Here is a 22,856-nt window from a genome sequence, read left to right as displayed (position 1 = left end):
GCAGGTCGCGGATCAACCGGGATTTATGCGATATCAATGCGTTGGCATGGTGGGTGATGAGAGACTCGAACTCCCGACATCTTCGGTGTAAACGAAGCGCTCTACCAACTGAGCTAATCACCCGCCAAGGCGCGGTTTAGGGCCGGTCGGGGGCGAGATCAAGCCTCTTTCTCGGGCGCGTCGCGCTGCCCCGGCAGCCAGCGTTGCGGACCCGGGCCCTGTCGGCCCAGTGCATCGCCCTGATTGTAGAGCGGACAGTTTTCAAGCGACAGGCAACCGCAGCCCATGCAGTGATCCAGCTGGTCGCGCAGCCGGTTGAGCAGCGCCAGCCGCTGGTCGATCTCGTCGCGCCACAGCGCAGACACGTCGGCCCAGTCCTGTTTGCGCACCGCGGCGCCCTTGGGCAGGCGATCGAGCAGTTCGCGCACCTGGGCCAGCGGGATGCCCAGCGATTGCGCCACCCGGATGACCGCCACGCGGCGCAACTCGCGTCGGTCATACCGGCGGTGATTGGCCGGGGTGCGCCAGCTTTGGATCAGCCCTTCGGCCTCGTAATAATGCAGGGTCGACACCGCGACACCAGCCCGGCGGGCCATCTGCCCGACGGTCAGATCATTCGGCACCGCGCGTTTGCCAGGTTGCGACATTTTTCTTGACCTCAAGTTCGCTTGAGGAAGCAGCCTAGCAAAGTAAACCGAATCTGCAAGGAGATGACCATGCCCGCCCAAGACCTTACCCCGCTTTTCCCGCGCCGCCGCCGACCCGGCCTGTGGCAGCGCATCGCGCGTCGGCTGGACCGCGGTCGTCAGATGCGTCGGCTGGAGGCGCTGCGCCGCACGCCGCATCTGGCCCGTGATATCGGGCTGCGCCCGACGGAACCCGCAACGCAGTCGCAAAATCAGGCAGAGCGGGACAGGAGGGAAAGATGGTAAATCTGCGTCGCGCCATTCGCGCGCTCTTCACCCAGCCGCCGCAGCCGCGCGCGCTGGACCGGCGGATCGCGGACGAGCTCGCCTCCCTCCAGCACCGCGCGGATGTCGACCGGCTGCTCTGTCGTCAAGGGCAGCGCAGCGCCTGCCGATGACCGGGAAAAGCAAAAAGCGCGCCGGTGATCGGCGCGCTTTTCAGGAATTCTGGTGGGTGATAAGAGATTCGAACTCCTGACATCTTCGATGTGAACGAAGCGCTCTACCACTGAGCTAATCACCCGTGCGCGGCGTCTTAGCCCTACTCGGCTGCCTGTGCAAGAGGGTCCGGCGCATCTGTTATGTCTTCGTCCTTCTGACGCAGCCGGATCGTCACCACCTGGCCCTGCGCGATCTTCTTCTGACGCTGCACCTTGACCTTGCCGAGCGGCGGCAGATTGAGGTCACGGCCTTCGGACAGCGCGGAGCCAAGGATCGCCAGGGCCGCTTCAATCGCCGGTTTGGCATCGCGTTTTTTCACGCCGCTGCGAGCAACGACGGCGTTGATCAGGTCGCGTTTCTTCAGGTCGGGCGCGGTCACCAGCGGCGCGTCGCTGGTCACGACCACCGGGCTTGTCTCAGCGGCCTGGGGCGTTTCGGGGTGATCATCGCGCGGCGCGGTCGTGCTGGTCTTGCTGGTGCGTGTGGCAGTCGTCTTTCGCGTGCTCGCCTTCGAAGTGGCGCGCGGCTTGCGTGCGGACGGTGTGGTCATGGCCTGTCACTTTCTCGTCGTTGTTCTTTTTCTGAGCTGCTCAGCCCTGGCGCGACTATAGCAGAAGAGCCGTTGAAATCCAGTGTTGTCGCTTTGTACCCGGCCTGGCGGTGATCGGAGGCAGATGCGCTGGCGACAGGGCGTGATCCGCGCTCCGATAAAATCCCGGCATAGGCGGTGCCACCGCCCTTTTTGGGGCGCAGCAGGAGGCCGACCTCCTCCGGAAAGATAAAACAAAAACAAGACGCTAATGCGCGAAGTTCATGCGGGGCGCAAATGTCTTGCCTGACGGACTGCTCTGGCGTTAGTCTTTTTGCACCGTATTTACAGAGTTATGTCGGCCGTCCGACCGCTGGCTGACGTCTTTTCTGAAATGCTTTGCATTGAAAATTTCAGGAGAAACCGCATGAAAAAATTTCTGTTCAGCACGGCCCTGGGGCTGACCCTGGCCACCGCCTCTGCCGCCGATGTCGCCCAGAACACGCGTCTCAAGGCACCGGTTCTGAGGGCCGACATGATCACCTCGTCGCGGAATGCGCAAAGCTCCTCTAGCGGGTCGGTCGTGATCCTTCTGTTGTTCCTTGCGGTGGTCGCGGCGGCGGCGTCCGCGGGCGGATCGGACGGGTTGTCAGATGCGCTCATCAGCGACCAGAACCTCAAGACCGACATTCGCAAGGTGGGCGTGTCGCCCTCCGGCATCGGCATCTACGAATACCGCTACAAGGGGCATCCGCAGGTGTTCCGCGGGGCCATCGCGCAGGACGTGCAGCGGCACGTGCCGGGCGCGGTGACGAGGGGCGAAGCGGGATACCTGATGGTGAACTATTCGCAGATCGACGTGCCGCTGCGGCAAATCCGCTAAGCGCGACGCAGCACTTGAAACGCAAAACGCCGCCGAAATCGCTTTCGGCGGCGTTTGTCTTGTCAGGCGTAAGGCTCAGTGCGCGATGGCAGAGCCGATGGTGTCCGCCGCGTCGCGCCGGGCCTGGGCTGCGGCCTCTTCGGCCTCTTCATCCCAATCCACCCCTTCGGGTTCGCGGATCAGCGCGATCTTGAGCACTTCGGACACGTGCTCGACCGGGATCAGTTCCAGCCCTTCCTTCACGTTGTCCGGAATCTCGGCCAGATCCTTTTCGTTCTCTTTCGGGATGAGAACGGTCTTGATCCCGCCGCGAAGCGCCGCCAGCAGCTTTTCCTTGAGCCCGCCAATAGGCATCGCGTTGCCGCGCAACGACACCTCGCCGGTCATGGCGATGTCCTTGCGCACCGGGATGCCGGTCAGCACCGACACGATGGAGGTCACCATCGCCAGACCCGCCGACGGGCCATCCTTTGGGGTGGCACCGTCAGGCACGTGCACGTGGATGTCCCACTTTTCGAACCGGGGCGGTTTCACCCCGATCTGCGGCGAGATCGAGCGCACGTAGCTGGAAGCCGCGTCGATGCTTTCCTTCATCACATCGCCCAGGGTCCCGGTGGTCTTCATCCGGCCCTTGCCCGGCAGGCGCAGCGCCTCGATGTGCAACAGATCGCCGCCGACGCTGGTATAGGCCAGTCCGGTGACAACACCGATCTGATGCTCGTCCTCGGCCAGACCATAGCGATACTTGCGCACGCCCAGATAGTCGGGCAGCACGTCGGGCGTGATCACCACCTTCTTTTCGGCCCCGCGCACGATCTTGGTCACCGCCTTGCGGGCCAGCTTCGCCAGCTCGCGTTCCAGGTTTCGAACGCCCGCCTCGCGGGTGTAGTAGCGGATCACATCCGTCAGACCCTCGTCGGTCACCTCGAATTCGCCCTTCTTGAGGCCGTGGTTCTTGACCACTTTCTCGATCAGGTGGCGCTTGGCGATCTCGGCCTTCTCATCCTCGGTGTAGCCCGACAACGGAATGATCTCCATCCGGTCCAGAAGCGGCCCCGGCATGTTGTAGGAGTTCGCCGTGGTCAGAAACATCACGTTCGACAGATCGTATTCCACCTCGAGGTAGTGATCGACGAAGGTGCCGTTCTGTTCGGGGTCCAGCACCTCGAGCATGGCCGACGCCGGGTCGCCCCGGAAATCCTGGCCCATCTTGTCGATCTCATCGAGCAGGATCAGCGGGTTCGTCGTCTTGGCCTTTTTCAGTGCCTGGATGATCTTGCCGGGCATGGAGCCGATGTAGGTCCGGCGGTGGCCGCGGATTTCCGACTCGTCGCGCACGCCACCCAACGAGATGCGAATGAATTCGCGCCCCGTGGCCTTGGCGACCGATTTGCCCAGGCTGGTCTTGCCGACGCCCGGAGGCCCGACAAGGCACATGATCGGGCCTTTGAGCTTTTTCGAACGCTGCTGGACAGCCAGATACTCGACGATCCGTTCTTTCACCTTTTCAAGGCTGTAGTGGTCATCGTCGAGGATTTTCTGCGCCCGGCCCAGGTCCTTTTTCACGCGGCTTTTCACGCCCCAAGGAATGCCCAGCATCCAGTCGAGGTAATTGCGCACAACCGTGGCCTCGGCTGACATCGGCGACATGTTCTTGAGCTTCTTGATCTCGGCATCGGCCTTTTCACGGGCCTCTTTCGACAACTTCGTTTCCGAGATCTTCTTCTCAAGCTCGGCCACTTCGTTCTGGCCGTCCTCGCCATCACCCAACTCCTTCTGAATGGCCTTCATTTGCTCATTCAGGTAATATTCGCGCTGGGTCCGCTCCATCTGGCTTTTCACGCGGGTCTTGATCTTCTTCTCGACCTGCAGCACGGACATTTCGCCCTGCATCAGGCCATAGACCTTCTCGAGCCGCTCGGAAATCGACAGCGTTTCCAGCAGGTCCTGCTTTTGGTCCACTTCGATGCCCAGATGGCCCGACACCAGGTCGGCGAGCTTGGCCGGTTCGGTCGCGTCGCTGACGGCCGAAAGTGCCTCGTCGGGGATGTTCTTCTTGATCTTCGAATAGCGTTCGAATTCCTCGGCGACGGTGCGCACGAGGGCCTTGATCGACTCTTCGTCGCCGGGCATTTCGGTCAGGTACTCGGCGCGCGCCTCGAAGAAATCGTCGTTTTCAAGGTATTCGGTGATGCGCACCCGCGCCTGCCCTTCGACAAGCACCTTGACGGTGCCATCGGGCAGTTTCAGCAGTTGCAGCACGTTGGCCAGCACGCCGGCCTTGTAGATGCCGTCGCTTGCGGGATCGTCCTCGGCCGGGTCGATCTGGCTCGACAGCAGGATCTGCTTGTCATCGGCCATCACCTCTTCCAGCGCGCGGACGGATTTGTCGCGCCCCACGAAAAGCGGCACGATCATGTGCGGGAAAACCACGATATCGCGCAGCGGCAGCACCGGGTAAGAGGTATTGAGGGGCTTTTTCATGCTCGTTTCCTTGGTTCTTGGCAGGATGGCACCGGCCCCGCTGTGCGGCAGCTCCGGCCATCCCCGGTCTGGATGCTAAAGGTGGGGCGCAGGTGCCTCTATTTCAAGCACGCGCCCACCCTGCTGGGCGAAGCATGACCGCGCCCGGCGGCGGGCGCAAGCGCGGTTTGCCGGAAAGCTGTGGATTTCGGTGCCAAGGGTTACCCCGCGGGCAAAAGCGTCAAAGCGGGGGAATATCGCCTTCGGCCCGGTCCGCGTGAAAGGCCGCTTCCCAGGCATCAAAGGTGCCCGCGGCGATGGCGTTGCGCATGCCCTGCATGATGTCCTGATAATACCGCAGGTTATGCCAGGTCAGCAGCATGCCCGAGATCATTTCCTGGCTGCGAAAGACATGGTGCAGGTAAGCGCGCGAATAGCTGCTGCAGGCGGGACAGCTGCATGCCTCGTCCAGCGGCCGCGGATCGTCCTGATGGCGGGCGTTCTTGATGTTGACCACGCCGTGGCGGGTGAATGCCTGGCCCGTGCGGCCCGACCGCGACGGCAGCACGCAATCCATCATGTCCACGCCGCGCTTCACCGCTCCGACGATATCGTCGGGCTTGCCCACGCCCATCAGGTAGCGCGGCCGGTCCTTGGGCAGCATGTCCGGGGCATAGTCCAGCACGCCGAACATCGCCTCTTGCCCTTCGCCCACCGCCAGCCCGCCGATGGCATAGCCGTCAAAGCCGATGCCCGTTAGCGCCTTCGCACTTTCCGCGCGCAGATCCTGGGTGACGCCACCCTGCTGGATACCAAAGAGCATGTGCCCGGGCCGGTCGCCGAACGCAACCTTAGACCGCTCCGCCCACCGCATCGACAGCCGCATGGATTTCGCCACCTCGTCCTCGGTCGCGGGCAAGGCCGGACATTCGTCGAAACACATCACGATATCCGAGCCCAGAAGCCGCTGGATCTCCATCGACCGTTCCGGCGTGATCTCGTGTTTCGACCCGTCGATATGGCTTTTGAACGTGACGCCCTTTTCGGTGAGCTTTCGGAGCGCGGCGAGGCTCATCACCTGGAACCCGCCCGAGTCGGTCAGGATCGGCCGGTCCCAGTTCATGAACCTGTGCAGCCCGCCCAGCCGGTCCACCCGTTCCGCGGTGGGCCGCAGCATCAGGTGATAGGTGTTGCCCAGCAGGATATCCGCCCCGGTGTCGCGCACCGACTCGGGCAGCATGGCCTTTACAGTTCCCGCCGTGCCCACGGGCATGAAGGCGGGCGTGCGGATGTCCCCTCGGGGGGTCGAAATCACGCCGGTGCGGGCGGCGCCGTCAGTGGCGTGCAAGGTGAAAGAGGTGCTCATGACGCCCCTTTAGGCCCTGCGCCCGCGCTGGACAAGCGTCCTGCAAGGCCCCGGGAACGGGACCCACCAGCGGTTTGCGGTTGCGCAGGTGGCGCGCCACCATCTGGAGCGCACGTTTGCCGCGCAGTTCGGGGCGGCAGAGCGGATAGCCGCCCGGCCCCGCCGCCAGCAGGCCGATGGCACGCCGCGCCGCCGGAGGCAGCGCGCTCAGCGCCTGCGCACCTGGGAAAAAGCTTTCGGCCGGGGCGCCCTCGGCCAATAGGATCGCATGGCGCGGCAGCATCAGGTGATGCCACGTCACCGGCGCTGCCGGGCCAAGCACCTGCACCCCGGGAAAGGCCGCGAGCGTCCAGGCGGGCACCAACACCTCGGGCGTGCCGGTCATGCGCTGCACGATCGGGCTGCGCAGCAGCACGCGGTGCTGGCGCGACACGGTCAGCGCCCGGGCCGGACAATCCGGGCCAAGCGCCTGCGCGGCAATGCGCACCGCCTGCCCGGCCCCGTCGGCACGCTGCCGCCCGACCCAGATCAGAGGTTGCGCGCCATGGTCCAGCGTCGTCACCGCATCGCCAGCGCGCAGCGCCTCGACCGGGACCGGCCCGCCGGGGGTGGCGATCCGCGTGCCGCTGGCGAAACAGACGATCTGCACACCGGTGACACTGGGCCCCAGCGTCCAGCCGTCGTAATTGTCACTCAGCGACGCGCTGCCCAGCGTGACCGACTGGATCTGCAGCCCGTCAAGCGGCGTCGAAAATTCGTTGATGAAGGTCTGGCCGTTCGTCATCTGGATCACGATGACGTCGGTCACCAGCGTCGATCCGTCGCCCAGCAGGATGTTCGCGGAGTAAAGCGAGCTGGAATCCTGCACGGTGTTATAGGAAACCCCGTCCAGCGTGTACTGGAACCCGCTCGCCAGGGCCAGAATGTCAGCATCCTCGACCAGGTTGCTCAGCAGCGCGGTGTTGAAGGTCGCCGTGACCGGGCGCAGGACCGATGAATCGTGCGTTCCCGCGAAGACCGCGTCGTTTTCGTTCGAATAGTTGAATTCATTGGTATCGGCGTCCGCGAAGGTACCGATGTAGATAAGGCCTGCGGTGGGCATGCTGTAGGGTCCGATCGGGCGTGGCGCCGCCGCAGTTTCGGAAAGAAAGGTCAACAAAGTCTGAAGCCCTTCGCCGAACCGGCGGGGATCGGCCCCGGGGACGCGTGTGCCTTAACCCGCGTGTCACACCTCTCTCGTAGGTGATCTTGCGAGCCCGCGGCCCGCTTGGTAGGGCTGCGCTCTGACCAGAAGGACGCGCCATGACCGACGACACCCCGATCCCCGACCTCATCCGCTTTGGCTGGGAGGAGTGGGTGTCGCTGCCCGATCTGGGCCTGCCTGCCCTCAGGGCCAAGGTCGATACCGGCGCGCGGACCTCGGCGCTGCACGCCTTCGACATCGAAACCTTCGGGCCTGCCTCGGCCCCCAAGGTCCGCTTTACCGTGCATCCGGTGCCGGGGCGCGACGACCTGATCATTCCCTGTTCGGCCCGGATCGTCGACCGGCGCACCGTGACCTCGTCCAACGGCGAATCCGAACAGCGCTACGTCATCGCGTCGACCCTGCGGGTGGGCGACGACAGCTGGCGGATCGAACTGACGCTGACCAACCGCGACCGCATGAACAGCCGCATGCTGCTGGGGCGCGAGGCGCTCAAGGATCACATCTCCATCGTCGCCACCGACCGGTTCTGCCAGCCCGAGCTGAGCTATGACGTCTACTCCAGCAAGCAGGTCCGCACCGCCGCACCCAACCGCGCGCTGCGCATCGCGGTGCTGAGCCGCGAGGACAACTACTCCACCCGTCGTCTGGTCGAGGAAGGCGAAAAGCGCGGTCACACAGTCGAGGTGATCGATACCACGCGCTGTTACATGGCGATCAACGCCATGGCGCCCGAGGTGCATTACGACGGCGCCCGCCTGCCCCGCTACGACGCCGTGATCCCGCGCATCGGCGCCAGCGTGACCGCCTATGGCACCGCCGTCATCCGGCAGTTCGAAACCATCGGCACCTTCTGCGTCAACGGGTCGGACGGGATCACCGCCAGCCGCGACAAGCTGCATGCGCATCAGTTGATGGCGCGGCACAAGATCGGCATGCCCAACACCGCCTTTGCCTCATCTCCCAAGGACACGGATTCGCTGATGCGGCTGGTGGGCACCGCGCCGCTGATCGTGAAACTTCTGGAATCGACTCAAGGAAAGGGCGTGGTGCTGGCCGAGACCAAGAAGGCGGCGCAGTCGGTGATCGACGCGTTCCGCGGCTTGCGGGCGAATTTCCTGGTGCAGGATTTCGTCAAGGAAGCGGCGGGCGAGGACGTGCGCTGCCTCGTGGTCGGCGGCAAGGTCGTGGCCGCGATGAAACGGACCGGGGCCGAGGGCGATTTCCGCTCCAACCTGCACCGCGGCGGGTCGGCCAAGGTGGTGCGCATCACCAAGGACGAGCGGGACACCGCCATCCGCGCCGCCAAGGCGTTCAAGCTGAACCTGGCCGGGGTCGATCTGCTGCGCGCCGAGGCAGGGCCGAAAGTGCTTGAGGTGAACTCGAGCCCCGGCCTGGAAGGCATTGAAACCGCGTCGAAAAAGAACATCGCGGGGCTGCTGTACGATCATATCGAAACGAACGTGCGCCCGACGCCGGTGCGGCGCAGGAAGCCGGCTGTCTGAGCGGTTCTCTGAGGATATGCGCCCCGCGCGAATAGCACCGCAGGTGCGGCGCGCGATCGCCAGATCGCCCCCCGGGCTGGCGATGGTTCGACGGTAACGCGGCGCAATAAGGTCGTCCGAACACGGCAACCATAAAGCGCACCGCGAAACCGTCGGATCGCCATCCCGCGGTCTGGCCATCGCGTGCCGCACCCTCACGCCCAGGGTACCACCACCCGCCGCAGCGCCTGCCAGCGGGCGCGGCGCCTTTGCGACAGGACTTTGCGATGCTCTGCCTCGCGCAGAGCGCGTTCCGCCTCATATGCCGTCAACCGGTCCTGCGGCCCCGTTTCACCGATGTCATTTCGCGCGGTCATCGTCTGTCTCCTTGCATTATTGATATCCTGACGCCAATCTACATCCACACATGGCATTCAAAAACTGGGCAAAACCAAGACAGGACTTTCAAATATGAAAGACCAACCCTCTTTGGACGACCTGCGCCTGTTCCTGGCCATCGCCGATGCGGGCAGCCTTGGCGGGGCGGCCAGAACCACTGGCGTCTCTGCCCCCACGCTGGGCCGCCGTATGACCGCGCTGGAGCATGCCCTGTCGGCGCGGCTCTTCGAACGGGGCGCGCAAGGCTATGGGCTGACCATGCGCGGCCGGGCACTGCTGGAGGAGATGGCCGACCTGCGGCGCCTCTCGGCCGACCTGTCCGCCTTTGCCGACACTGCGCCGCATCCCCGGGTGCGGATCACCGCCGGGATGTGGACCGCCCGCCATATCGCCCGCAACGCCGCGCGCCTGACCGGAGCGGGCACCGACTGGTGGCCCGAGCTTCTCGCCTCGAACGCCAATGTCGACATCGCCCGGCGCGAGGCGGATATCGGCGTGCGCAACCGCCGCCCGGAGCAGCCCTGGCTCGCAGGCAGGCGCACCCGGTGGATCGACTATGCCGCCTTCGCCGGTGATGCCTCGGTTCAGGGCTACATCACCCTGCCCGCGCAAAGCAGCTCCACCCCCTCGGAACGCTGGCTGCGCGCCACCCACCCCGACCGGATCGTCACCGTCGCCTCGGACATGCGGCTGGCCTGCGACATGGCCCGTGCCGGGCTCGGCCGAGTGATCCTGCCGGTCTTTGCCGCGCCCTCCGACCTGCAACAGATCGGCCCCGCCATCGACGCGCTTGGCCACGACGAATGGCTGGTGTGCCACCACGACGGCCGCCACGACCCGCCGGTACGCGCGGCCCTCGACGCGCTGGCCGGGCTGCTGGCCGCGCCCGACGGCAGCTGAGGCCTGCCCTTTACGCCGCCCGCGCCATTCCCTATATCTTTTGTAAGAATTGCCACCAGACACCGCAGAGGTCCGGCCATGAATGACGCCACACCGCCGCTTGAAGGGGCCCCGCTCATTGCGCCCTCCAGCACCGACCATCCGCTCTACGATGAGGTGGTCGCCGCCTGCCGCAGCGTCTATGACCCTGAAATCCCGGTGAATATCTACGATCTGGGGCTTATCTACACCATCGATATCGACACCGAAAACGCGGTCAACGTCACAATGACGCTGACAGCCCCGGGCTGCCCCGTGGCGGGCGAGATGCCGGGCTGGGTGGCCGACGCCATCGAACCCCTGCCGGGCGTCAAGCAGGTCGATGTGGAAATGGTGTTCGAGCCGCCCTGGGGCATGGACATGATGTCGGACGAGGCGCGGCTGGAACTGGGCTTCATGTGAGCGGCCCCAGCGAATGGGACAAGATGATCGCCGGAGAGCTTTACCGCCCCGGCGATTCCGACCTCGTGGCGCGGCGCAAGCGCGCGCAGCGGCTGATGACCGATTACAACGCCACCATCTATGGCGATGACGGGCGCGGGGCGATCCTCGCGGATTTGCTGGGGCGCGTCGGCTCGGATTGCGCGGTGCGCGCGCCCATCTACGTCGATTACGGCAGCAACATCACGCTGGGTGACAATGTTTTTCTGAACTATGGCTGCGTGCTGCTTGATGTCTGCCCGATCACCATCGGCAACCGCGTCGATATCGCGCCCTACGTTCAGATCCTCACCGCCGATCATCCCCGCGATGCCGCGACCCGCGACGCGGGCCTTGAGTTCGGCCAGCCCATCACGATCCACGATAATGTCTGGATCGGCGCGGGCGCGATGCTGATGCCGGGCGTGACCATCGGTGCCGATGCGATCATCGGCGCGGGCGCGGTGGTCACGCGCGATGTCGCCCCCGGTACCACGGTGGGCGGCGTTCCGGCACGGCCCCTGCGGCGCTGACCCTTGGAATTCACGCGCCTACACCTTAGGTTGCTACCCAAGACGATAGGAGAGACCCATGTTCGGCATCCCCGGAAAGGCGCCGGTCACCATGACCCCGGCCGCCGTCACGCAGATCACCAAGCTCATGACCCGCGACAACCGCGCCGGTCTGCGCATCGGCGTGAAGAAAGGCGGCTGCGCCGGCATGGAATACACCATGGAATACGTCGATGCCGCCGACACCCATGACGAGGTCGTGGAACAGGACGGCGCGCGGGTGATGATCGCACCGATGGCGCAGATGTTCCTATTTGGCACCGAGATTGACTATGAAATCTCGCTTCTGGAATCCGGGTTCAAGTTCAACAACCCCAATGTCGTGGACGCCTGCGGCTGCGGCGAGTCGATCAAGTTCAAGGACGTGACCGAACTGGACGCGACCTCACATAGCCAAGGCTGACCCTGCCCTTTTCTCGCTGTTGATTGCGGCAGGGCGCTGGATACCGCACCCTGAAGGATGAGGCTTGACCCCGCCACGCCAGGCCCGATGATGGCGCAAATCCAAAGCAAAGGAGACGACATGCCCCGCAAGCTTGCTGCCGGCAATTGGAAGATGAACGGAACCCGCGACAGCCTGACCGAGATTTCGGCCCTGTTCGACGCCGCCGGTGGCGCGGCAGAGGTGCTGATCTGCCCGCCCGCAACCCTGATCCAGGCCGCGGCCAGCGCCGCACAGGGCGTGATGATCGGCGCGCAGGATTGCCATACCGAGGACAAGGGCGCCCATACCGGCGATCTGTCGGCCCCGATGCTGAAGGACGCGGGCGCCAGCCACATCATCACCGGCCATTCCGAACGCCGGGCCGATCACGGCGAAACCGATGCCGTGGTCCGCGCCAAGACCGAAGCGGTCTGGGCGGCGGGCCTTGTGGCGATCCTCTGCATCGGCGAAACGCTCGAAGAGCGCGAAGCTGGCAAGACGCTGGACGTGCTGGCCGAACAGATGGCCGGATCAGTACCCGACGGCGTCACCGGCGATCAGCTGGTCATCGCCTACGAGCCGGTCTGGGCCATCGGCACCGGCAAGGTCCCCAACACCGACCAGATCGCCGAGGTGCATGAATTCATGCGCAAGAAACTCACCGACAGGTTCGGCCAGGCCGTGGCCGATGACGTGCGGCTGCTCTACGGCGGCAGCGTCAAGGCGTCCAATGCCGCCGAAATCTTTGCAGTGGCGGACGTGGACGGCGCACTGGTCGGCGGCGCAAGCCTCAAGGCCGCCGATTTCGGGCCAATCGTCAAGGCGCTGAACGCCAGCGCCTGACCGCTCGGGCCACCGGCACCGCGCCCCTGCTTCTTCTTGGCCAAAATACTCAGACACGACGGAAACAGAAAAGGCGGCGCTGGGTCACAGCGCCGCCTTCGTCATTTGCCTGTATGGAAAGCGCTAGTTGATGATGACTTCCGGCCCCATCACGCTGTTGGGCAGCCAGGTCGAAATCGCCGGAATATAGGTCACCATCAGCAGGAAGACGAAGAGCACGGCCAGGAACGGCAGCGCCGCCTTGACGACCCGCATCATCGACATGCCCGCAACACCCGAGGTCACGAAGAGGTTCAGACCGACCGGCGGGGTCAGCATTCCGATCTCCATGTTCACCACCATGATGATGCCCAGGTGAATGGGGTCGATGCCAAGCTCGATGGCGATCGGAAACACCAGGGGTGCCACGATCACGATCAGGCCCGAGGGTTCCATGAACTGCCCGCCGATCAGCAGGATCACGTTGACGACCACCAGGAACATCACCGCGCCGAAGCCCATGCCCAGCATCGCGTTGGCAATGGCCTGCGGGATCTGTTCATCGGTCAGCACGTGCTTCAGCAGCAGCGCGTTGGCGATGATGAACATCAGCGTGATGGTCAGCTTGCCCCCTTCGAACAGCGTCGCCTGGGTGTCACGGTGAAAGAACGCCGTGACGATGGCGATGGGTTTACGGATGAGCGGGATGGGCGCCCCCCCCTCTTCGGTCGCGGCCAGCGGCCCCATGTCGCGGTAGATGAAGCTTGCGACGAAGAAGGCATAGACGGCGGCGACAGCGGCGGCTTCGGTCGGGGTAAACGCCCCCGGCTGCCAGTAGAGGAAGCTGCCCCCGTCGAAGCGGATCCAGGGGTGGCCGTAGATGCCGCCCATGATGATCGCGATCAGCAGCAGGCCCCAGACCGCATCCCGGAAGGATTCGAACACTTCGCCCCAGCCCTTCCAGTCGCCCTTGGGCATGTTGCGGATGCGGGCGATCACGTAGATCGTGATCATCAACATGGTCCCCGCGAGGATGCCCGGAATGACGCCGGCCAGGAACATCCGGCCCACCGACACGTCCGTGGCCGAGGCATAGACCACCATCACGATGGAGGGCGGGATCAGGATGCCAAGCGTGCCAGCGTTACAGATCACCCCGGCGGCGAAATCCTTGGTATAGCCGACCTGCCGCATCGCCGCGATGACGATGGAGCCGATGGCGACCACGGTGGCGGGGGATGACCCCGACAGGGCGGCGAACATCATGCAGGCCAGAACCCCGGCGATGGCCAGCCCCCCCTGCAGGTGCCCGACGCAGGCGATGGCAAAGCGGATGATCCGCTGCGCGACGCCGCCGGTGGACATGAAGCTCGATGCCAGCACGAAGAACGGGATGGCGAGCAGCGTGTAGTGCCCGGCCATGGCGAGATAGAGCGTCTGCGCCACTGCGGCCAGCGAGGTTTCCGAGAACGCCAGCTGAAAGATCATCGAGCTGACACCAAGCGCCACGGCAATCGGCACGCCGACGAACAGCAGGCCGATGATCATTACGAAAAGCAGAAGAACTTCCATCGATCAATCTCCGCGGTTCATGGCTGCGACGTCGTCGACGGCGTCTTCGGCTTCGTGGCTGACGATCAGGCTCGTGGCTTCGTCCTTCCAGATACGCCAGGTGGCCTGACAGATGCGGAACAGGATCAGCACAGAGGCGATGGGCAGGATCAGATAGGGGATCATACGCGGCATCTTGGAGTAGCGTTCGCCGTAGTTGATCCAGTCCTCGAGAGGACGCATCCATTCCAGCATCGGGATCTGGTCGGTCTCGAAGAACGACCGGCCACGCGCTTCGGTATCCAGGCCCGTGGGGAACCAGGTGCCGGTCGTCGGCGGCAGATCGGCGAAGGGGGCCCACTGGTCCCAGGCGCCCTTGCACAGCAGCACCGCGTAAAAGATGCAGACCGCCCCGGCAAAGAGCCCGGCAATCTTGCGGCCCTTGGGCGACAGCAGGTTCGTGACCGCGTCGACCCCCAGATGCGCCGTGACCTTGAAGGCGTAGGACACCCCGAAAAGCACCAGCCAGCTGAAGAGCACAAGAACGACCTCAAGGCTCCAGATCAGCGAGCTGTTGAAGACATAGCGCAGAATGACGTTTATGAAGGTCAGCATCGTCATCAGGCCCAGAAGCACGGCAATCGCCGTTTCTTCGATTCCGTTCACGATATGGCCGACCGGCCCTTTGGGCTCGTATTTACCGCTCATGCGGTCCCCCTCCCTGGATGCTGGTCGTGTGACGCGGACCGCGCCATCGCGGTCCGCGTCGGTTTTCAAGCGCGCGGATCAGTTCTGCGCGTTGATGTCCTGTGCGGCGGCGATGTTCTCGGCGCCGACTTCTTCCTCGAACTGCGCCCAGACGGGCTTCATCACGTCGACCCAGGCCTGACGCTGTTCGGCGCTCAGCTCGCGCACGGTGCCGCCGGCGTCCAGAATGGCCTGCTTGGCCTCCTGGTTGACCTTCGAGGATTCGGCGTTGCGCGATGTCGTGACCTCATCAAGGATGGTCAGGAACTGTTCGCGCACATCGGCATCCATGCTGTCGAGCCAGTCGACCGACGCCACCACCAGGTAGTCGATGATGCCGTGGTTGGTTTCGGTGATACCGTCCTGCACCTCAAAGAACTTCTGGCCGTAGATGTTGGACCAAGTGTTTTCCTGCCCGTCGACAACGCCGGTCTGCAGCGCGCCGTAGACCTCGGAAAACGCCATCGGCTGCGGCGATGCACCCAGCGCGTTCATCTGGGCGACCAGCACGTCCGACGGCTGCACCCGGAACTTGAGACCTTCGGCATCCGACGGCTCGATCAGCGGCTTGTTTGCGCTGATCTGCTTCATGCCGTTGTGCCAGAAGCCCAGACCCTGCAGGCCGCGGCGCTGCATCTTGTCGAGCATCGCCTGACCGGTTTCAGAAGCCTGGAAGGCGTCGACCGCGTTGATGTTCTTGAACATGAACGGCAGATCGAACAGGCGGTAGGCCTTGGTGATCGATTCGAACAGCGACAGCGACGGCGCGGCCAGTTGCACGTCACCGCGCAGCATCGCTTCGATCACCTGCTCGTCGGTGTAGAGGGTCGAGTTCGGATAGACCTCCATGCAGGCGGTGCCGTCCATCTCTTCGTTGACGCGCTCTTGCAGCAGCGACGCGGCGATCCCCTTGGGGTGCTTGTCGGTGTTGGTCACGTGGCTGAACTTGATCACCATCTCGCCTTCGTCACAGGCCGCGGCAGCGGTCTGAGCGGTGGCCGTCAGGGCAAGAACCGCAGTGGCGGTCATCAGAAACTTTTTCATGTGTATCCTCCCGGTACGTATTTGGTCACGACGGCACGCCCCTCCGGCATGCCGCGCTGGGGATAGAAGACATGGCGATGCGAATCATCGCAAGCGCTCATTGCGACGCCGCGTGTTTCAGAGGGAAATTTCTTGATTTCAGAGGCTTGAGCGGTGACGTTGAATCGACCCGAGCGCTAGCTGTGCGGAATCCCGCACAGCTGTTTGCGCCAGCAGTGCGGAAATCCACACAGGGCGCCGACTCGCCCCGCTAACGAAAGTCCTCGGGCTTCAGGCCGAATTTCGCCAGCTTGTCATAGAAGGTCTTGCGCGGCAGTTTAAGCGCCTGAGCGGCCGCACTGGCCTGCCCGTTCGCGCGGCGCAGCGCCTCGGTCAGCAGCGACCGTTCGACCTGGGCCAGCTGTTCGTTGAGCCCCAGTTGCGTGTCGGGCGTTTCGGCCTTGGCCAGCCCCAAGGCAAAGCGCATGGCCGCCGACATAAGCGCCCGCGCGTTGCCGGGCCAGTCCTGCGCCATCAGCCCGGCGATGACTTCGGGGGCGATCTCGGGCGGGGTCAGCCCGGCCTGATCGCTGGCCTGTGCGACGTAGTGACGGAACAGCACCGGGATATCCTCTGGCCGCTCCGACAGCGCGGGGATACGCACCGGCATAATCTGCAGGCGATAATAAAGCTCGGCATTCAGCGTGCCGCTGTCAACCCCGCGCTGCAGGTCCTGCGTGGTGCCCGCGACCAGCCGCGCCCCGCCCGCGTCCAGCGCATCGACCAGCGCCAGCTGGGTGTCGGTGGGCAAGGCACCGATGTCGTCCAGAAACAGCGTGCCGCCGGTGCAGGAATCCCAAAGCTCGGACAGCTGCGCCCGAGTCAGCCCGTGCGACGCGCGTTTCTTGAGCGGCCCCTTGGCGCGGGGCGAACAGAGGTGCACCACCTCGGCGATCTTGCCGATGCCAGTGCCTGGCGCGCCGGTCACCAGCACCTCGGTCCCCGATTTCGCCGCCGCGCGCACCTGTTCGCGCAGGCCGTCAGCCAGGGCCGAGCTGCCAAAGATCAGCCGCGCGGCGGCGTCACCCGATTCAAGCTGCGCCTTGAGCTTGCGGTTCTCAAGCACCAGTTCGCGGGTCTTCAGTGCACGGGCGATGACAGCGGTGAGATCGGCAGGCGCACAGGGTTTTTCGAGAAAATCGAAGGCCCCCGCGGCCATCGCCCGCACCGCCATCGGAATGTCGCCCTCGCCCGTCAGCAGGATCACCGGCAGGTCCGGATCGGCGGCGCGGGCAAAGTCCAGCAAGTGAAAGCCGTCGCGCCCCGGCATGCGGATATCCGACACCACGACCCCGGCAAAGCCCGCACCGATGCGGTCCTTCGCCTCCACGAACGACCCGGCGGTCAGCGCGTCGTACCCCGCCAGTTCCAGCGTCTCGCCAAGCGCCTCGCGCACGGCGGCGTCGTCATCGACCAGAAGCACGGTGCGGATCATCTCGCGGCCCCGCTTGCGGGATGGCGGGTGGGGCGACGGGCCCCGGCCCGAGCGTCACACGTCATGCCGCCTCCTCCACGCGCCAGGGCTCCAGCTCGACCGTGAACATCGCCCCCCTTTCGGTGTTGCTGCCGCGGATTTCGCCGCCAAAGCTCTGAACCAGCCCGTAGGAAATCGACAGCCCCAGCCCCATGCCGGCCCCGACCTCCTTGGTGGTATAGAACGGCTCAAATATCCGATCCGGATCGGCGATGCCGGGGCCGGTGTCGCTGACCGTGACCTGCAGCCTGGGGGCGGTGTGCAACCCGATCTCGATGCGCTTTTCGCACTGGCCCGCCATGGCATCGGCGGCATTGTTGATCAGGTTCACGAAAACCTGGCTCAACCGCACCTCGCCGCCAAGCGCCAGCACCTGAGCATCCGGCGGCTGCCAAAGCAGGGTGACGCCATCGGCGCGCAGCCGGGCCTCGGTCAGTTCCACCGCCTGGGTGATCACGGCGACAAGATCGACCCGCCCCATGGGTTCATTTTCATTGCGGGCAAAGGCGCGCAGGTTGCGGATGATCCGACCCGCCCGCTGCGCCAGATCGGCGACCCGGCCCAGCGTCACGCGGGCGCGGACCGGATCGTCGCGATCCAGAAAGGCCTGACCGTTTTCCGCAAAGGACCGGATCGCCATCAGCGGCTGGTTGAGCTCATGGCTGATCCCGGCCGACATCTGCCCCAGCGCGCTCAGCTTGCCGGCCTGCACCAGCTCTGCCTGCGCCCGCTTGAGCGCCGCCTCGGCCTCCTGCCGTTCGGCGACCTCGTGGCGCAGCGCGGCATTGGCCTGCGACAGATCCGCGGTGCGCGCCGACACCCGCTCCTCAAGCTCCGCATTTGCGGCGGCCAGCACCCGGCGACGTTCGGTCGCCAGGAACAGCAGCGCGCAGAAAAAGAGGCAGATCGCCGCCACCGCCGCCGACTGCAGGGTCGCCAGACGCTGCGCCGGGGCGACGTCCACCAGGACCGACCCGGTCAGGTCGATCACCGGGAACGCCTTGCTCAGATGCAGGGCGTTGTGCGGGATATAGTTGCTCCAGTCCTGGCGCCAGATCTCGTGATCGGCGACCTGCGACGCCCGGACCGGCAGAACGGTACCGTCAGCGCGCTGCATGTCACCCGCGCCGGTCTGCCGCCAGTGCAGCAGTTCCGACCGGTTTGTCATGAAGACCGCGCCGTCGGCATCGGTGAAATAGACCGTGGGCAGGTTGCCGCGCCATTCCCCCTCGAGCCCTGCGACATTGACCACCGTGATCAGTACGCCGCGCACCCGACCGTCCGGCCCGAATTCCGGCGCGGCAAAGCTGTAGCCGCGCCCGTCCATCCCGGCAAAGCGCACCTGACCCGACCCCAGCGCCCCGTGCAAGGCACGGGCAAAGGCATCGCCCTGCGCCAGCAGCCGCGGTGCAAACGGCCCCGACTGCGCCAGCACCTGTCCGTCGCGGTCGGCGAAATACGTGGCCATCGTCCCGGCCTTGTCCGACGCCATCTGCAACAGCGCCTCGGCCTCGGCCCGGCGGGAACTGTCGTCATAAAGCGTCGCCAGCAACGGGTGATCGGCCATCAGCACCGCGAATTCGCGGTAGCGCTGCAACTGTGTGACCAGCCGGTCGCCCGCCAGCTCCAGGTCCGATGACCCGCGCGCCGCTACCTGGTCCAGCGCCTGCCGGTAGCCGTAGGCCCACACCGCCGCCGCGACCCCCAGGACGGCGGTGAGGAAAAGCGCCACCAGCGGCGCGCGGGACAGGCGGGGCATCTGCATGCCCCTGCTTAGCAAGACCCGGCTTGCAAACGCCAGCGCCAAGCGTCAGCTTTCCGCCCATGCAGCGCTTTGAACAGTCCCCGACCGATCCCGATTTCGTGCAGGACCCCTACCCGCTTTATGTCCGGATGCGCGCCGCCGGCGATCTGGTCTGGTGGGAGGATTACGGCATGCCCTGCGCCTGCAGCCATGCCGCGGTACACGCGCTGCTGCGCGACCGCCGTTTTGGCCGCGAGATCCCGCCCGAGCAGGCGCGCCCGCCCGCACAGCACACCGCGAATTTCTACGCGATCGAGGCGCATTCCATGCTCGAGCTTGAACCGCCCCGCCACACCCGGCTGCGCGGGCTGGTGCTGCGCGCCTTCACCTCGCGCCGCATCGCCGGGCTGGGGCCCGAAATCGCGGCCCTGTCGCACCGGCTGATCGACGATCTGCCGCCCGGTGGCTGCGACCTGCTGCCCGGCTTTGCACAGAAGCTCCCGGTGATCGTCATCGCGCGGCTTCTGGGCGTGCCCGAGGCGATGTGCCCCGACCTTCTGGCCTGGTCCAATGCCATGGTCGCGATGTACCAGTCGGGCCGCTCCCGCGCGGTCGAGGATGCCGCCAGCCGCGCGGCGCGGGACTTTGCCGACTTTCTGCGCGGATATATCGACGCGCGCCGTTCGGATCCGCGCGACGATCTGATCACGCAGCTCATCGCCGCCGAAGAGGACGGCACGAAGCTCAGCCCCGATGAACTGATCGCGACCTGCATCCTGCTGCTGAACGCGGGACACGAGGCGACGGTGCACACCATCGGCAACGGCGTGAAGGCGCTGCTGGAGCACGGCCGGACCGTGACCCCCGACACCGCAGAGGCGGTGAGCGAGGAAATCCTGCGCTTTGATCCGCCGCTGCACATGTTCACCCGCTACGCCTACGAGGATCTGCAGGTCTTCGGCCATAACTTCGCACGCGGCGATCAGGTGGCGCTGCTTCTGGCATCGGCCAACCGCGACGCGGCGGTCTGGGACGCGCCCGACCGTTTCGACCCGTCCCGCCCTGTCCGCCCGCAGCTGAGCTTTGGTGGCGGGCTGCATTTCTGCGTCGGTGCGCCGCTGGCCCGGCTGGAACTGCAGATGGCCCTGCCGATCCTTTTCGACCGCCTGCCCGGCCTGCACCTGACCGAACCGCCGCGCTATGCCATGACCTATCACTTTCACGGCCTTAAGCGGCTGATGGTCGGCTACGACGGCTAGGGCGGACCACTCTCGAACCCCCAAAGGACGGCACAGGTCACAGCGGCAAGGCGGTGGTGGACTTGATCTCTTCCATCGAAAGCAGCGCCGTGACGTTGTAGACCCGCACCTCCGAGATCAGCGCCTGATAGAAGGCATCGTAGGCCCGCGCGTTCTTGACCCGGACCTTGAGGATGTAGTCGATATCCCCCGCCAGCCGGTGCGCTTCCTGTACCTCGGGGCGTTCCTTGAGCGCGCGCAGAAACGCCTGCTGCCAGGCGGCCTCGTGTTCCGAGGTGCGGATCAGCACGAAGAAACACGCCTCGAACCCCAGCGCCTCGGCATCCAGCTGCACGGTCTGGGCGCCGATCACCCCGGCTTCGCGCAGCTTGCGGATGCGGTTCCAGACCGGTGTCTTCGAAGACCCCACCGCCTTGGCGATGTCGTCCAGCGACCGGCTGGCGTCCTGCTGCAGTTCCAAAAGGATTTTCCGATCCGTGTCGTCGATGCGCACCATTGTCCCGCCTTTTCCAGTGTCGTGAAACCGAACCCGGCACTCACGCAGTCATTTAGAACATGCGTTCTTGTTTTTGCAACAGGCTAGCCAATAACCGGAACAAAATTCTATATTTAGGGCAATCGACACCTCGACCGGAGCCCGTGCCATGCAACATTTCCCGATCTTCGTCGCCCTTGCCGGACGCCGCGTGGTGCTGTCGGGCGGGGGTGAGGCCGCGCTCGCCAAGCTGCGGCTGCTGCTCAAGACCGAGGCGCATCTGACCGTCATCAGCCCCGACCCCGCGCCCGAGATCACCGCCTGGGAGGCGGCGGGAAAGCTGCGTATCCTCCGCCGCCGGATGGAGCCGGGCGACGCCACCTGCGCGGTGCTCTTCTATGCCGCCGACGAAGACGCGGCCGAGGATGCCCGCACCGTGGCGCTTGCCCGCGCCGACGGGGCGCTGACCAACACGGTGGATAATCTGGCCGACAGCCAGTTCATCACCCCCGCCATCGTCGATCGCGATCCCGTAACCGTGGCCATCGGCACCGAAGGCGCGGCACCTGTGCTGGCGCGCCGCATCAAGGCCGATCTCGAGGAACGCCTGCCCACGGGCCTTGGCACGCTGGCCCGCATCGGCAAAAGCTTTCGCAAGATGGCAGACATCCTGCCCATGGGCCGCAAGCGCCGGGATTTCTGGTCGGACTTCTACTTCGATCACGGCCCCCGCGCCCTCACGGCGGGCGAGGATCAGGTGCGCGAAACCCTGGACGAGCTGCTCAACACGCATCTGCGCGCCGAGGACCGGCAGGGCCATGTCGCCTTTGTCGGCGCGGGCCCCGGCGATCCCGAGCTGCTGACGCTCAAGGCGCGCCGCGCGCTGGATACTGCCGACGTGGTGATTCACGACCGGCTGATTAGTCCCGAAATCCTGGAACTCGCCCGCCGCGAGGCGCTGATGATCGACGCGGGCAAGGAAGGCTTTGGCCCCTCGATGGCGCAGGACGACATCAACCGCCTGATCACCGATCACGCCGCAGGGGGCGCGCAGGTGGTGCGGCTGAAATCCGGCGATGCCACGGTCTTCGGCCGTCTGGACGAGGAAATAGACGCCTGCACCGACGCGGGCGTGACCTGGCATATCGTGCCCGGCATCACCTCGGCCTCGGCCGCTGTTGCGGGCATCGGGCAAAGCCTGACCCGCCGGGGCCGCAATGCAAGCGTGCGGTTCCTGACCGGGCACGACATGAAGGGCTTTGCCGATCACGACTGGAAAACCCTCGCCCGCCCGGGCGAGGTGGCCGCGATCTACATGGGCAAGAAGGCCGCGCGGTTCATCCAGGGCCGACTGATCATGCACGGTGCCGATCCGGCCACGCCGGTGACCGTGATCGAAAACGCCTCTCGCGCCGATCAGCGCATCGTCGCCACGACGCTGGCGCAGTTGCCCGCCGATCTGTCCGACGCAAAACTTGGCGGCCCCGCGCTCACGCTTTTCGGCCTCGCCCCGCGCGCCGCGCAATCCGCCCTTGAATCCCTCGATCAGCAGGAGTTTGCCTGATGCCCCGCGCCTTTACCCCCAAAGTCGTCACCGCCAATGCGCTGCTCGAAGGCGACGTGGTCTATCTGACAGCCGACGACCAGTGGACCCGCGACCTGCGCCAGGCCGAGGTGCTGACCGACGAGGCGGTGGCCCAGATCCGGCTGCTGGATGCCTCCTCGCGCCAGGCCGAGATCGTCGGCGCCTACCTTGCCGATGTCGCACCCACGCCCGACGGGCCCGAGCCCACGCATTTCCGCGAAGACTTCCGCCGCACCGGCCCCTCGAACCATTTCCACGGCAAACAGGCCGATCTGGCCGATCACTAGACCCGCCGACAGGAGACAC

At 65.2% G+C, this 22,856-nt stretch carries 24 protein-coding genes and 2 tRNA genes; 12 read left to right on the top strand and 14 right to left on the bottom strand.

All coding sequences use genetic code 11. The annotated features are described in order from the left end of the window. Window positions 1–47 precede the first annotated feature (47 nt). A tRNA-Val gene (locus ACOXXX_RS12975) sits at window positions 48–123 on the bottom strand. Between the two features lie 35 nt (window positions 124–158). Then, window positions 159–647 (bottom strand): redox-sensitive transcriptional activator SoxR, encoded by a 489-nt coding sequence (gene soxR / locus ACOXXX_RS12970; RefSeq protein ID WP_422827015.1) that lies wholly within the window; start codon window positions 645–647, stop codon window positions 159–161. Window positions 648–716: 69 nt separating this feature from the next. Between soxR and ACOXXX_RS12965 the strand changes: the two genes are divergently transcribed. After that, entirely contained in the window at window positions 717–932 is a 216-nt protein-coding gene (locus tag ACOXXX_RS12965; RefSeq protein WP_422827013.1) for a hypothetical protein, read from the top strand. After that, window positions 926–1,084 carry a hypothetical protein gene (locus ACOXXX_RS12960; protein ID WP_422827012.1) on the top strand — a complete coding sequence of 53 codons (159 nt, stop codon included), beginning with the start codon at window positions 926–928 and terminating at the stop codon, window positions 1,082–1,084. The genes ACOXXX_RS12965 and ACOXXX_RS12960 overlap by 7 nt, the downstream gene beginning before the upstream one ends. 50 nt (window positions 1,085–1,134) lie before the next feature. Here ACOXXX_RS12960 and ACOXXX_RS12955 read toward each other — a convergent pair. After that, a tRNA-Val gene (locus ACOXXX_RS12955) sits at window positions 1,135–1,209 on the bottom strand. 18 nt (window positions 1,210–1,227) lie between these two features. Further along, window positions 1,228–1,677 carry an HU family DNA-binding protein gene (locus ACOXXX_RS12950; protein WP_422827011.1) on the bottom strand — a complete coding sequence of 150 codons (450 nt, stop codon included), beginning with the start codon at window positions 1,675–1,677 and terminating at the stop codon, window positions 1,228–1,230. Between the two features lie 406 nt (window positions 1,678–2,083). Here ACOXXX_RS12950 and ACOXXX_RS12945 point away from each other — a divergent pair, with 406 nt between their 5' ends. Further along, complete coding sequence (locus ACOXXX_RS12945; RefSeq protein ID WP_422827010.1) at window positions 2,084–2,539, top strand: tail fiber domain-containing protein; 456 nt, start codon at window positions 2,084–2,086, stop codon at window positions 2,537–2,539. 75 nt (window positions 2,540–2,614) lie between these two features. Here the strand turns inward: ACOXXX_RS12945 and lon are convergent, their stop codons facing one another. The 3 genes from lon to ACOXXX_RS12930 all read right to left on the bottom strand — a co-directional run bounded on the left by lon (window position 2,615) and on the right by ACOXXX_RS12930 (window position 7,470). Further along, on the bottom strand, window positions 2,615–5,023 hold the full coding sequence (lon, locus tag ACOXXX_RS12940) for an endopeptidase La (RefSeq protein WP_422827009.1): 2,409 nt from the start codon (window positions 5,021–5,023) through the stop codon (window positions 2,615–2,617). A 220-nt stretch (window positions 5,024–5,243) separates the two neighbouring features. Next, window positions 5,244–6,368, bottom strand: a complete 1,125-nt coding sequence (gene tgt, locus ACOXXX_RS12935; RefSeq protein WP_422827008.1) for a tRNA guanosine(34) transglycosylase Tgt — start codon at window positions 6,366–6,368, stop codon at window positions 5,244–5,246. Next, entirely contained in the window at window positions 6,337–7,470 is a 1,134-nt protein-coding gene (locus ACOXXX_RS12930) for a Hint domain-containing protein (protein ID WP_422827007.1), read from the bottom strand. Before ACOXXX_RS12930 ends, tgt begins: the two co-directional genes overlap by 32 nt. 200 nt (window positions 7,471–7,670) lie before the next feature. Here ACOXXX_RS12930 and rimK point away from each other — a divergent pair, with 200 nt between their 5' ends. After that, window positions 7,671–9,077: a 30S ribosomal protein S6--L-glutamate ligase gene (gene rimK / locus ACOXXX_RS12925; protein WP_422827006.1), complete on the top strand. Its 1,407-nt coding sequence runs from the start codon at window positions 7,671–7,673 to the stop codon at window positions 9,075–9,077. 194 nt (window positions 9,078–9,271) lie between these two features. Here the strand turns inward: rimK and ACOXXX_RS12920 are convergent, their stop codons facing one another. Then, complete coding sequence (locus ACOXXX_RS12920; protein WP_422827005.1) at window positions 9,272–9,433, bottom strand: hypothetical protein; 162 nt, start codon at window positions 9,431–9,433, stop codon at window positions 9,272–9,274. Window positions 9,434–9,527: 94 nt separating this feature from the next. Between ACOXXX_RS12920 and ACOXXX_RS12915 the strand changes: the two genes are divergently transcribed. The 5 genes from ACOXXX_RS12915 (at window position 9,528) to tpiA (ending at window position 12,653) form a co-directional block, all read left to right on the top strand. After that, entirely contained in the window at window positions 9,528–10,355 is an 828-nt protein-coding gene (locus tag ACOXXX_RS12915) for a LysR family transcriptional regulator (protein ID WP_422827004.1), read from the top strand. Between the two features lie 78 nt (window positions 10,356–10,433). Then, window positions 10,434–10,796 carry an SUF system Fe-S cluster assembly protein gene (locus ACOXXX_RS12910; RefSeq protein ID WP_422827003.1) on the top strand — a complete coding sequence of 121 codons (363 nt, stop codon included), beginning with the start codon at window positions 10,434–10,436 and terminating at the stop codon, window positions 10,794–10,796. Between the two features lie 23 nt (window positions 10,797–10,819). Next, window positions 10,820–11,347 (top strand): sugar O-acetyltransferase, encoded by a 528-nt coding sequence (locus tag ACOXXX_RS12905; protein WP_422827107.1) that lies wholly within the window; start codon window positions 10,820–10,822, stop codon window positions 11,345–11,347. A 58-nt stretch (window positions 11,348–11,405) separates the two neighbouring features. Beyond that, window positions 11,406–11,789: a HesB/IscA family protein gene (locus ACOXXX_RS12900; protein WP_422827002.1), complete on the top strand. Its 384-nt coding sequence runs from the start codon at window positions 11,406–11,408 to the stop codon at window positions 11,787–11,789. Between the two features lie 120 nt (window positions 11,790–11,909). Next, window positions 11,910–12,653 (top strand): triose-phosphate isomerase, encoded by a 744-nt coding sequence (gene tpiA, locus ACOXXX_RS12895; protein WP_422827001.1) that lies wholly within the window; start codon window positions 11,910–11,912, stop codon window positions 12,651–12,653. 123 nt (window positions 12,654–12,776) lie between these two features. Here the strand turns inward: tpiA and ACOXXX_RS12890 are convergent, their stop codons facing one another. The 5 genes from ACOXXX_RS12890 to ACOXXX_RS12870 all read right to left on the bottom strand — a co-directional run bounded on the left by ACOXXX_RS12890 (window position 12,777) and on the right by ACOXXX_RS12870 (window position 19,252). Continuing rightward, the gene (locus tag ACOXXX_RS12890) at window positions 12,777–14,204 is read right to left on the bottom strand and encodes a TRAP transporter large permease (protein WP_422827000.1); all 1,428 of its coding nucleotides are present in this window, start codon (window positions 14,202–14,204) and stop codon (window positions 12,777–12,779) included. Between the two features lie 3 nt (window positions 14,205–14,207). Then, window positions 14,208–14,891 (bottom strand): TRAP transporter small permease, encoded by a 684-nt coding sequence (locus ACOXXX_RS12885; RefSeq protein WP_422826999.1) that lies wholly within the window; start codon window positions 14,889–14,891, stop codon window positions 14,208–14,210. 78 nt (window positions 14,892–14,969) lie between these two features. Then, window positions 14,970–15,974 carry a DctP family TRAP transporter solute-binding subunit gene (locus ACOXXX_RS12880; RefSeq protein ID WP_422826998.1) on the bottom strand — a complete coding sequence of 335 codons (1,005 nt, stop codon included), beginning with the start codon at window positions 15,972–15,974 and terminating at the stop codon, window positions 14,970–14,972. Window positions 15,975–16,224: 250 nt separating this feature from the next. Next, window positions 16,225–17,448 (bottom strand): sigma-54-dependent transcriptional regulator, encoded by a 1,224-nt coding sequence (locus ACOXXX_RS12875; protein WP_422826997.1) that lies wholly within the window; start codon window positions 17,446–17,448, stop codon window positions 16,225–16,227. Window positions 17,449–17,509: 61 nt separating this feature from the next. Next, window positions 17,510–19,252, bottom strand: a complete 1,743-nt coding sequence (locus tag ACOXXX_RS12870; protein ID WP_422826996.1) for a sensor histidine kinase — start codon at window positions 19,250–19,252, stop codon at window positions 17,510–17,512. A gap of 59 nt (window positions 19,253–19,311) precedes the next feature. Between ACOXXX_RS12870 and ACOXXX_RS12865 the strand changes: the two genes are divergently transcribed. Beyond that, the gene (locus ACOXXX_RS12865; protein ID WP_422826995.1) at window positions 19,312–20,490 is read left to right on the top strand and encodes a cytochrome P450; all 1,179 of its coding nucleotides are present in this window, start codon (window positions 19,312–19,314) and stop codon (window positions 20,488–20,490) included. Between the two features lie 37 nt (window positions 20,491–20,527). Here ACOXXX_RS12865 and ACOXXX_RS12860 read toward each other — a convergent pair whose 3' ends face one another. After that, complete coding sequence (locus tag ACOXXX_RS12860; protein WP_422826994.1) at window positions 20,528–20,986, bottom strand: Lrp/AsnC family transcriptional regulator; 459 nt, start codon at window positions 20,984–20,986, stop codon at window positions 20,528–20,530. A 148-nt stretch (window positions 20,987–21,134) separates the two neighbouring features. Between ACOXXX_RS12860 and cysG the strand changes: the two genes are divergently transcribed. Both cysG and ACOXXX_RS12850 read left to right on the top strand, forming a co-directional pair. Continuing rightward, the gene (gene cysG / locus ACOXXX_RS12855; RefSeq protein WP_422826993.1) at window positions 21,135–22,529 is read left to right on the top strand and encodes a siroheme synthase CysG; all 1,395 of its coding nucleotides are present in this window, start codon (window positions 21,135–21,137) and stop codon (window positions 22,527–22,529) included. Next, window positions 22,529–22,837 (top strand): DUF2849 domain-containing protein, encoded by a 309-nt coding sequence (locus tag ACOXXX_RS12850; protein WP_422826992.1) that lies wholly within the window; start codon window positions 22,529–22,531, stop codon window positions 22,835–22,837. The genes cysG and ACOXXX_RS12850 overlap by 1 nt, the downstream gene beginning before the upstream one ends. The last annotated feature ends 19 nt before the right edge of the window (window positions 22,838–22,856 follow it).

It is taken from the genome of Thalassococcus sp. BH17M4-6, assembly GCF_049323015.1.
GTDB lineage: Bacteria > Pseudomonadota > Alphaproteobacteria > Rhodobacterales > Rhodobacteraceae > Puniceibacterium.
The sequence above is the reverse complement of the archived record's forward strand: the minus strand, read 5'-3'. Positions and strand labels throughout refer to the sequence as shown.